Below are 9,536 nucleotides of genomic sequence, written 5' to 3' on the forward strand. Positions count from 1 at the left end.
GTGCCGCTCGGCACCGTCGTCGCCCTGTTCGTCGCCTTCCTCGTGGCGCAGTCCGCGGCGATGTGGGGTGGCCGCGACTACCTGCAGCGCACCACCGGCCTGACCTACGCCGAGTACGTGCACCAGGGCTTCGGCCAGCTGACGACGGTGACGTTCCTGACCCTCGTCGTCATCGGGGTCGCCGCCCGCAAGGCCCCGCGCACCGACGAGCGGGACAGGCTCGTGCTGCGACTGGTTCTGGGGCTGCTGTGCGTGCTGACGCTCGCGGTCGTCGTGTCCGCCCTCTACCGGATGGATCTGTACCAGGAGGCCTACGGCTACACCGTGCTCCGCCTCGCCGTCGTGGGCTTCGAGCTGTGGCTCGGGCTGCTCGTGGCACTCACCCTGGTCGCGGTCGGCCGGCTCACCGGGACCTGGCTGCCGCGGGCCGCGCTGCTGTCCGGCGCCGGCGTCCTGCTGGTCCTCGGCCTGATGAATCCCGCCGGCTGGGTGGCCACCCACAACGTGGAGCGGTTCGCCGAGACCGGGACCCTCGACGTCGACTACCTGCGCTCGCTCGGCGACGACGCCGTGCCGTCGATCGTGGCGGGCCTGCCCGAGCGGACGGCCGCGTGCGTCCTGGACGATCCGTACGGCCCGACGGAGACCGACGACGGCGGTGCCTGGTCCTGGAACCTGGGCCGGGAGCGCGCCGACCGGGCACGGGCCGAGGTGGCCGCGGTCCCGTCCGACAGGTCGTGCCTCACCATCGCGCGTGAGTGAGGTCAGCGCGTGAGGACGACCATCCAGCCGATCATCGCGGCACACCCTGCGACACCGACGACAAGGCCGACGAGAGGCCAGTGCCACGTGCGTCTGCGCCGGATCGCCCCGCGGACGATGAGCAGCGCCGAGCCGAGGACGGCGGTCGCCAGCACCAGCCAGAGGACGGCGATGCCCAGGAAGAACAGCAGTCCTCCCCCGTCGCCGCACAGCAGTGCGCCGTCGTCGGAGGAGGTTCCGCAGCCGTCGGCCGCCATGACCAGCAGCAGCGCCATGACGCCGGCGACGGCGGACAGGGCGGAGAGCCCGAGCCACAGGACGGTCGAGACCACGACGTCGGCGGCGCGCACGGGGCCGAGGTCGGCCGGAAGCGACGGCAGCCGGCTGGCGGTGCCGTCCGGCGCCGACCCGTCGATCACGCGACGACGACCTCGACCCGCTGGAACTCCTTGAGCTCGGTGTAGCCCGTGGTGGCCATCGCGCGGCGGAGGGCCCCGATGAGGTTCATCGTGCCGTCGGGCACCGACGACGGGCCGAAGAGCACCGACTCGAGCGAGCCGACGGTGCCGATCTCGACGCGCTTGCCGCGCGGCAGCTCGGCGTGCCACGCCTCGGCACCCCAGTGGAAGCCGCGGCCCGGGGCCTCGGTGGCACGGGCGAACGGGGAGCCGATCATGACGGCGTCGGCCCCGCACGCGACGGCCTTGGCGATGTCGCCGCTGCGGCCGATCGAGCCGTCGGCGATGACGTGCACGTAGCGGCCGCCCGACTCGTCGAGGTAGTCGCGGCGGGCCGCGGCGACGTCGGCGACGGCCGAGGCCATGGGCACCGCGACGCCGAGCACCGACCGCGTGGTGTGCGCGGCTCCGCCGCCGAAGCCGACGAGGACGCCCGCCGCGCCGGTGCGCATGAGGTGCAGGGCGGCCTGGTAGGTGGCGCAGCCGCCGACGATCACGGGGACGTCGAGCTCGTAGATGAACTCCTTGAGGTTGAGCGGCTCCGTCTGGCTCGAGACGTGCTCGGCCGAGACGGTGGTGCCGCGGATGACGAAGAGGTCGACCCCGGCCTCCACGACCACGTCGGAGAACTGCTTGGTGCGCTGCGGCGAGAGCGCGGCGGCCACCGTGACGCCGGCGTCGCGGATCTCGCGGAGGCGGTCCTTGATCAGCTCGGCCTTGATCGGCTCGCCGTAGATCTCCTGCAGCCGTGCGGTCGCGGCGACGGCGTCGAGGGACGCGATCTCGGCGAGCAGGGGGGTGGGGTCCTCGTAGCGGGTCCACAGACCCTCGAGGTCGAGCACGCCGAGCCCACCGTGGCGACCGAGCGCGATCACGGTCTCAGGGCTCATCACCGAGTCCATCGGTGCGGCGATGACCGGGAGCTCGAAGCGGTAGGCGTCGATCTGCCAGGCCGTCGAGACCTCCTCGGGGTCGCGGGTGCGCCGGCTGGGCACGATCGCGATGTCGTCGAAGGAGTAGGCGCGGCGGCCGCGCTTGGCGGCGCCGATGTCGAGCTCAGGCATGCGTCCCACCCTAGTGGCGACGGACGTCACGTCTCGCCGGGCGTCGTCGCGCGTCCCACCCAGGGTCCTCGTCCTCAGAGGTAGGTAGCGCGCGGAATCGGCGGGGCGGAGGTAGGTAGCGCGCGGAAACGGGCCTCGTATCCACGTGCCACCTACCTGCGACGCGCGAAATCCGCGGGTCACCTACCTCTGACGGCGATTCCGCGGGCTACCTACCTCTGACGGCCGCGCGCCTCGCGCTCGGCGAGCGCCTTGAGGTTGAGCAGCTGGCGGCGCGCCATCGGGAGGTCGCCGAGCGACAGCAGGTCGACGAAAGGCCGACGGCCCCGGGAGACGAGCTTGAGCAGCAGCCGGGTGCGCCCCCGCTCCACGGGCTCGACGCGGTAGCTCATGACGGCGGGGCCGATCCGGGCCGTGAGCTCACGGCCCGGCTCCACCGCGAGCACACGCCCGACCTGGCGTCCCATCGCCGTCATGAACACCTCGCCGACGACGGGGTCGGGCAGGTCGGCGCGCACCCGCGGCGAGCGTCGGCCGAGGTTGTCGACCCAGTCGTAGGAGTACGGGGCCAGCCTCAGCTGGCGCACCCACGCCCACACCACGTCGGCCGGCGCGTCGACGGTGACGCCCCGCCACGCCTGCATCGGCGCGTCCGACAGCACGTCGTCGCAGCCGTACTCCAGCGCGACCTCGGCGTCGGTGACGCCCCAGCGGTCGCCCAGGACTCGAGGGCGCACCACGGCGGGGCCGTCAGCGTCCGGCGTAGTTGGGGGCCTCGACGGTCATCTGGATGTCGTGCGGGTGGCTCTCCTTGAGCCCCGCCGACGTGATGCGCACGAAGCGACCGCGCTCCTGCAGCTCGGGGATGGTGCGCGAGCCGACGTAGAACATCGACTGGTGCAGACCACCGACGAGCTGGTGGGCGACGGCACCGAGCGGACCGCGGTAGGCCACCTGGCCCTCGATGCCCTCGGGGACGATCTTGTCGTCGCTGACCACGTCGGCCTGGAAGTAGCGGTCCTTGGAGTAGGACTTCTTGCCGCGCGAGGCCATGGCGCCGATGGAGCCCATGCCGCGGTACGTCTTGTACTGCTTGCCGTTCATGAAGATCAGGTCCCCGGGGCTCTCCTCGCAGCCGGCGAGCAGCGAGCCGACCATGACCGAGTCGGCACCCGCGACGAGCGCCTTGGCGATGTCGCCGGAGTACTGCAGCCCGCCGTCGGCGATGACCGGCACGCCCGCCGGCCTGGCGGCGAGCGAAGCCTCGTAGACGGCCGAGATCTGTGGGACGCCCACACCGGCGACCACGCGGGTGGTGCAGATGGAGCCGGGCCCGACGCCGACCTTCACGGCGTCGACGCCGGCGTCGACGAGAGCCTGGCTGCCGGCGCGGGTGGCGATGTTGCCGCCGATGACCTGGATGCCGTCGAAGGCGCGGTCGGCCTTGATGCGGCGCACCATGTCGAGCAGCAGGCGGGCGTGGCCGTGGGCGGTGTCGACCACGAGCACGTCGACCCCGGCCTCGCGCAGGGCGTTGGCGCGGTCCCAGGAGTCGCCGAAGAAGCCGACCGCGGCACCGACGAGCAGACGGCCCTCGTCGTCCTTGCTGGCGAGCGGGTACTGCTCGGACTTCACGAAGTCCTTGACGGTGATCAGACCGGCGAGCCGGTCGTCGGCGTCGATGATCGGGAGCCGCTCGCGCTTGTGCTGGCGCAGCAGCGACGAGGCGTCCTCACGACTGATGCCGACCGGCCCGGTGACGAGCGGCATGGGCGTCATGACGTCGCCGACGATCGTGGTGGACCACTCCGCGACGGGCGTAAAGCGCAGGTCGCGGTTGGTGATGATGCCGAGGAGCCGGTTGTCGGGGTCGACGACGGGCAGGCCCGAGACGCGGTACTCGCCGCAGATCTCGTCGAGCTCTTCGAGCGTGGCCTTCGGGCCGATCGTGACGGGGTTCGGGATCATGCCCGTCTGGGTGCGCTTGACCAGGTCGACCTGGTAGCTCTGGTCCTCGATGGAGAGGTTGCGGTGCAGGATGCCGATGCCGCCCTCGCGCGCCATGGCGATGGCCATGCGCGACTCGGTGACGGTGTCCATCGCGCTCGACAGCAGCGGGATCCGCAGCGTCAGGTCGCGCGTGAGCCGTGCGGTGGTGTCGACGTCACTCGGGACGACGTCGGTCTCGCCGGGAAGCAGCAGGACGTCGTCGTACGTGAGGCCGAGGCTGGCGAACTTGTCGGGGATGCCCTGCTCCATGCAGCCATGGTACGGCCGCCGACCCCGGGACCCCAGGGGCCCGGACGTGACGTGCCCCGCTACAGCCCCGGCCTCCCCTCGGCCCAGTAGGGCTGCGTCTTCACGGCCTTGCGGTCCAGACCCACGACGTCGCGCAGGAGGGTGCGCTGACGCTGGATGGCCGGACCGTTGCCGGCGAGGTAGGCCACCGGGTCGGGCAGCACGCGCAGCGCCTCGACGTTCGCGCGGATCCAGGCGTCCAGGACCGCACCCGGCGTCTCCACCGCCGGGAGCACCGTGGCCTCAGGCACGAGCGCCCGGGTCGCGTCCACGTCGGGCTCGGGCACCTCGAGCACGGTGACCAGGTCGCGTCCGTCGCGGCCCGCACGCTCGGCCATGCACAGCGCGAGGCTGATCACGGTCGCGTCGCCGAGCAGCACGACGGGTCGTCCGTCACCGGTCGCCGTCTGCCGCCCACGGCCCGGCACCCCCGCCGGGTCCCAGGTGAAGGCTCGCGCGGACGACCACCGGCAGACCTTCACCGCGTCACCCTCGGCCCACCCCTCGACCAGGTCGTGGCCGGGCGTCGGCCCGGGATGGTCGTGGCGCTGCACGATGATCGTCAGGGCGTCGCCCTCGATCAGTGCCGGCGTGTAGTGCCTGAACTCGTTGCGGGACACGCGGAACGCAGTCACGTCGCACGGCTCGATCGTGGCGGACGCGAAGTCGGGACAGCGCAGGACGAGACGGCGCAGGCCCGGCGAGATCACCTCGTTCGAGCCGACGGTGGCCTCGTGGGCCTGGGCCTCGACGTAGTTCGCGAGCAGGGTGGGCGTCTTCGACACGGTGTGCTCCAGGTCGGCCGGATCGGGCGACGACGGCCCCGACCCCTGGGTCGGGGCCGTCGCTGCCCGAGGTGTCAGGACGTGAACGTCTCGAGACCGTCGGCGAAGCGGTCGAAGACGTCGGCGTAGGCCTGCGCCGACGGCGGCGCCACGGACGTCCACGGGATGTAGGCGTCGTCCTCGGCGGCCGTGGTCTTGCCCCAGACCGGCTCCTTCTTCAGCGCGGCCAGGCCGGCGCTGCCGATGCGGTCGTCCCAGTAGGCGACGTCGGCGTCGTAGGTGTCGGCCTTCTCCCAGCTGAGCGACTCGAAGTAGCCACCCTCGTCGGGGTTCTTCGGCGTCACGATGTCGAGGCCGATCTCGTCGCGGTAGTACTTGAGGTCGGGGCTGACCTCGGGGTTGGAGACGTAGAACAGGTCGGGCGAGTACGAGACCGCGAGGATCGACGGCTTCGCGCCCTGCGCGACCTTCTCGAGCCGCGCCTGCGCGGTCTCGAAGGCCTCACGGCCCTCGGCGAAGTCGGCCTCGTCGGCACCGAGCGCCGTGGCGGCCTTCTCGGTGGAGTCGATGATCTGCGGGAGCGTCTTGCCGTCGAAGCTGATGACGAGCGTCTGGAACTGCGCGTCGAGCTTCTTCTTGACGTCGGCGTTGACGTACCAGAGGTCGGGCTCGAGGTAGCTGCTGGTGACGACCAGGTCCGGCTCGAGACCGGCCAGCTTCTCGAGGTCGATGTCGCCGTACTCGCCGCCACCGGTGACGTCCTCGACGGCGTCGGCGTCGAGTCCGGCGGCCTGGGAGTCGAGCTCGCCGTCGGCGTTCTTCACCGGTCCGAAGACGCCGACGATCTTGTCGCCGAGGCCGAGGTCGGTGAGCGCGGCTGCGACCGACGACTGCACGACGAGGCGCTCGGGCGCGGCGTCGAGCTCGAGCTTCGTGCCGAGGTCGTCGGTGTAGGTCCAGGCCTGGTCGGAGCCGGAGTCGTCGTCGGACGAGCCGCAGGCGGCGAGCGGGAGCGCGAGGGCCAGGGCGGCGGCAGCCACCGTGCGGCGGAGCAGGGGGGAACGTCGTGTCATGCAGGGCAGCCTAACTTAAGGTTGCCTTACCTGAGCAAGAGGTCAGATCACCCGGTCGGCGTGAGGTGCACCACGCCCGCCGCAGGGTCGGCGGCGACCACCCGGACCTGGCGCCGCTCGCCCTCGCGCAGCCGGGCCGACCCCGCGCCGGCGTCGGTCGCGACCAGCACGGCGGGCTCGAGCAGCATGACGTCCGCGTCCTGCCCGTCCACGTCGACCACCAGCGCCTCGAGCTCCTGACCGACGAACGGGGCGAGCATCGACGCCTCCACCCGGTCCAGAACGCCGCGGGTGGCACGGGACGCGAGGGCGTCGGAGGCCCGCATCGCATCGGGGACCGACGGCAGCGCCTCGCGCAGCGCCGTCGGGACCTCGCCCCCGCTCGACACCGCCAGGCAGACCTCGCTCGCGAACCGGTCGGCGAGCCGCCTCAGCGGTGCGGTGACCTGGGCGTACGGCGCCCCGACGCCCGCGTGCCCCGGGGTCGCGGGCGGCTCTCCGTCGAAGGCGGCGAACGAGGCTCCGCGCAGCAGACGGGTGGCGTCGGTCATGACCGCCAGGTGGGTGACGTCGTCGGCGTCGAGACGGTCGAGCAGCGCCGCCGGGTCGTCACCCGCGTCCACGCCGAGGGCGCGGGCGCGGGCGAGGAACCGATGCACGTCGCGCGGGTCGGGGTCGGGCAGGGTGCGCAGCAGTCCGACCAGCGCCTCGAGCATGATCGACGCCGCGACGGTGCCGGTGAGCAGCGAGATCTCCGCGTTCCAGTCGTCGGCCTCGCGCCGGACACGCCACACCGCGCGCCACCCGCCCGAGGTCGCCTCGTCGGGCACGACCTCCTGGTCGGGCAGGCCAAGCTCGAGCGCACCCGCGGCCACGCGGGCCGCGCGCCGCAGCCGGCCGACGTCGGGCAGCGCCTCGATGCTCGGATGCAGACGTCCGGCGTCGGCGTCGGCCTGCACGGTCGCGTAGTCGAAGCGGGCGACCGACCGCACCAGGGCGCGCTCGACCTGGTGGCCGACGACGGCACCGTCGGCGTCGAGGTCGATGGTCCACAGCACGGCGCCCCGCACCTGATCGGGCAGCAGGCTCAGTGCACCTTCCGAGAGCACCGGCGGGTGCAGCGGCACGCGACCGTCGGGCAGGTAGATGGTCTGCCCGCGTCGGCGGGCCTCCGTGTCGATCGCGCCGCCCAGCGGGACCACACCGAGATCGGCGATGGCGTAGTGCACCCGGAACCCGCCGTCGCGACGCTCGAGGTGGACCGCCTGGTCGAGGTCCATGGCCCCCGGCGGGTCGATGGTGACGAAGGGCAGGCCGGTGCGATCGGTCGTCGCGAGCGGGCCGCGGGCCGCGACCTCCTCGGCCTCGGAGAGCACGTCGTCGGGGAAGTCGTCGGAACGCTCGGCGGCTGGCAGGTCGAGCTCTCGGCGCAGCGTCTCGAACACGTCCGCGACGCTACCAGCGCACCGCACCGACGCGGTTGCGCCGACCTCGGTGGGAGGCAAGGTGGAGACATGGACACGCACATCACCGCCACCCGCACCATCGATGCACCGGCCGGCGAGGTCTTCGCGATCCTGTCCGACCCCCAACGGCACCACGAGATCGACGGCTCCGACATGGTGCGCAGCGACGACCGCTCGGACCGCATCACCGCGGCGGGGCAGTCGTTCCGGATGAACATGCACCACCCGAGGGCCGGGGACTACCAGACCGACAACCACGTGACCGGCTTCGAGCAGGGCTCCCTGCTGGCGTGGCAGACCGGAGCGGTCGACTCCGACCCGGCCGGCTGGGAGTGGGTGTGGCGGCTGACCCCTCTCGGGCGCGACTCGACCGAGGTCAGCGTCACCTACGACTGGTCGAAGGTCACCGACCCGGCCGTCCTGAAGCGGCTGCACTTCCCCGTCGTGCCGCACGAGGCACTCGAGTCGACCCTGGCCAACCTGGCAGCCGCGGTCGCCTGAGTCGGCTCGCCGCACTCACCGTCCGGCGGCGAGCAGGTCCTCGACGGTGGTCAGCTTGACCCGCGGCCGTCCGCTCGCGAGGCCCGCGTCGATCTCGCGGCGCTCGATGGCCCGCACCCCCGCACCGCGGACGAGCTGCGGCTGACGCCGCTGCACCAGCCGGGACAGTGCCCGCTCCGACCGCGACGGGGAGCGAAGTCGGCCGTCGGCCGCATCGCCCAGCAGCGTCGTGACGGTCTCGCCCGCGCACACCCGGTTGGCGCCGATGCCACCGGTCGACCCGCGCTTGGCCCAGCCGACGACGTAGGCGCCGGGAACGGGCTCGCCGGTCGCCGGGTCGACGACCCGGCCGTCGTGGTTCGGGATCAGGCCTCGCTCCTCGTCGAACGGCAGCCCGGGGACCATGCGACCGCGCCGGCCGATCGAGCTGACCAGCAGCTGCGTGGGCGCCTCGGCCTCGCCGTCGGGGCCCGCCACGATCACCGACGCCAACACCCCGTCCCCGTGCGCGGCCGTGACCCGGCGACCGAAGGCCAGCACGAGCCGCTTGCCTGCGCCGGCACCCCCACCGGGCTCGGACGTCCAGTCGCTCCGCACGCGCGGGAACCCGGCCAGCAGCGCGGCGTTGGTCCCCGGCTCCGGGGCGGCCAGGGCCGTCGCGACCGCCTCGTCGTCCTCGACGCAGAGCTCGATGCCGTCGGGCAGCGTCAGCAGCTCGGGCCGGGTGAAGGCGGCGTGCTCGGGACCGCGACGCCCCAGCAGCACGACCTCGCGCACGTCGGCCCGACGCAGCGCCTCCAGGGCGTGGTCGGCGATCTCCGTGCCGGCCAGTCGACCGGGATCACTGAGCAGCAGGCGCGCGACGTCGAGCGCGACGTTGCCGTTGCCCACGACGAACACCCTCGCCCCCTGCACGCCGACGGCGTCGCCCGGGACGTCGGGGTCGCCGTTGTACCAGGAGACGACCTCGGTGGATCCGTGCACGCCCTCGAGGTCCTCCCCCACGATGCCGAGCCGTCGGTCCTCGGGGGCGCCGATGCCGTAGACCACCGCGTCGTGGTGCTCGAGCAGCTCCTCGTGCGAGAGGTGCCGACCGACCTCCACGTTCATGAACAGGCGCGCGCGGGGG

General features: G+C 72.7%; 9 protein-coding genes and 1 pseudogene. 2 read left to right on the top strand and 8 right to left on the bottom strand.

Annotated elements, in window-relative coordinates:
• Positions 1-762: DUF4173 domain-containing protein (locus tag ASF38_RS18280; protein ID WP_200914378.1), on the top strand; the 762-nt coding region annotated here is incomplete at its 5' end.
• Positions 763-764: 2 nt separating this feature from the next.
• On the opposite strand, the gene ASF38_RS02800 is transcribed toward ASF38_RS18280, so the two are convergent.
• From ASF38_RS02800 to ASF38_RS02830, 7 genes are all read right to left on the bottom strand, one after another.
• Positions 765-1,181: a hypothetical protein gene (locus ASF38_RS02800; protein WP_056573505.1), complete on the bottom strand. Its 417-nt coding sequence runs from the start codon at positions 1,179-1,181 to the stop codon at positions 765-767.
• Positions 1,178-2,284: a GuaB3 family IMP dehydrogenase-related protein gene (locus ASF38_RS02805; RefSeq protein ID WP_055966179.1), complete on the bottom strand. Its 1,107-nt coding sequence runs from the start codon at positions 2,282-2,284 to the stop codon at positions 1,178-1,180. Before ASF38_RS02805 ends, ASF38_RS02800 begins: the two co-directional genes overlap by 4 nt.
• A gap of 212 nt (positions 2,285-2,496) precedes the next feature.
• Complete coding sequence (locus ASF38_RS02810) at positions 2,497-3,024, bottom strand: SRPBCC family protein (protein ID WP_200914379.1); 528 nt, start codon at positions 3,022-3,024, stop codon at positions 2,497-2,499.
• 10 nt (positions 3,025-3,034) lie between these two features.
• A complete protein-coding gene (gene guaB, locus ASF38_RS02815) occupies positions 3,035-4,543 on the bottom strand; it encodes an IMP dehydrogenase (RefSeq protein ID WP_056556185.1) in 1,509 nt (502 codons plus the stop codon).
• 59 nt (positions 4,544-4,602) lie between these two features.
• Positions 4,603-5,367 (bottom strand): siderophore-interacting protein, encoded by a 765-nt coding sequence (locus ASF38_RS02820; RefSeq protein WP_056573509.1) that lies wholly within the window; start codon positions 5,365-5,367, stop codon positions 4,603-4,605.
• Between the two features lie 74 nt (positions 5,368-5,441).
• Complete coding sequence (locus ASF38_RS02825; RefSeq protein ID WP_082480298.1) at positions 5,442-6,440, bottom strand: ABC transporter substrate-binding protein; 999 nt, start codon at positions 6,438-6,440, stop codon at positions 5,442-5,444.
• A 47-nt stretch (positions 6,441-6,487) separates the two neighbouring features.
• Positions 6,488-7,885, bottom strand: a complete 1,398-nt coding sequence (locus ASF38_RS02830) for an RNB domain-containing ribonuclease (protein ID WP_200914380.1) — start codon at positions 7,883-7,885, stop codon at positions 6,488-6,490.
• Positions 7,886-7,954: 69 nt separating this feature from the next.
• On the opposite strand from ASF38_RS02830, the gene ASF38_RS02835 reads away from it, so the two are divergent.
• Entirely contained in the window at positions 7,955-8,407 is a 453-nt protein-coding gene (locus tag ASF38_RS02835; protein ID WP_056573518.1) for an SRPBCC family protein, read from the top strand.
• 15 nt (positions 8,408-8,422) lie between these two features.
• On the opposite strand, the pseudogene ASF38_RS02840 reads toward ASF38_RS02835, so the two are convergent.
• A pseudogene (locus ASF38_RS02840) lies at positions 8,423-9,536 on the bottom strand (4Fe-4S ferredoxin); the annotation flags it as partial.

The organism is Aeromicrobium sp. Leaf272 (assembly GCF_001422865.1).
Classification (GTDB): Bacteria; Actinomycetota; Actinomycetes; order Propionibacteriales; family Nocardioidaceae; genus Aeromicrobium.

Bases quoted from the DNA above. Each gene is read 5' to 3' on its own strand.
- ASF38_RS02805 (WP_055966179.1), bottom strand. From the start codon at position 2,284: ATGCCTGAGCTCGACATCGGCGCCGCCAAGCGCGGCCGCCGCGCCTAC.
- guaB (WP_056556185.1), bottom strand. From the start codon at position 4,543: ATGGAGCAGGGCATCCCCGACAAGTTCGCCAGCCTCGGCCTCACGTAC.
- ASF38_RS02825 (WP_082480298.1), bottom strand. From the start codon at position 6,440: ATGACACGACGTTCCCCCCTGCTCCGCCGCACGGTGGCTGCCGCCGCC.
- ASF38_RS02835 (WP_056573518.1), top strand. From the start codon at position 7,955: ATGGACACGCACATCACCGCCACCCGCACCATCGATGCACCGGCCGGC.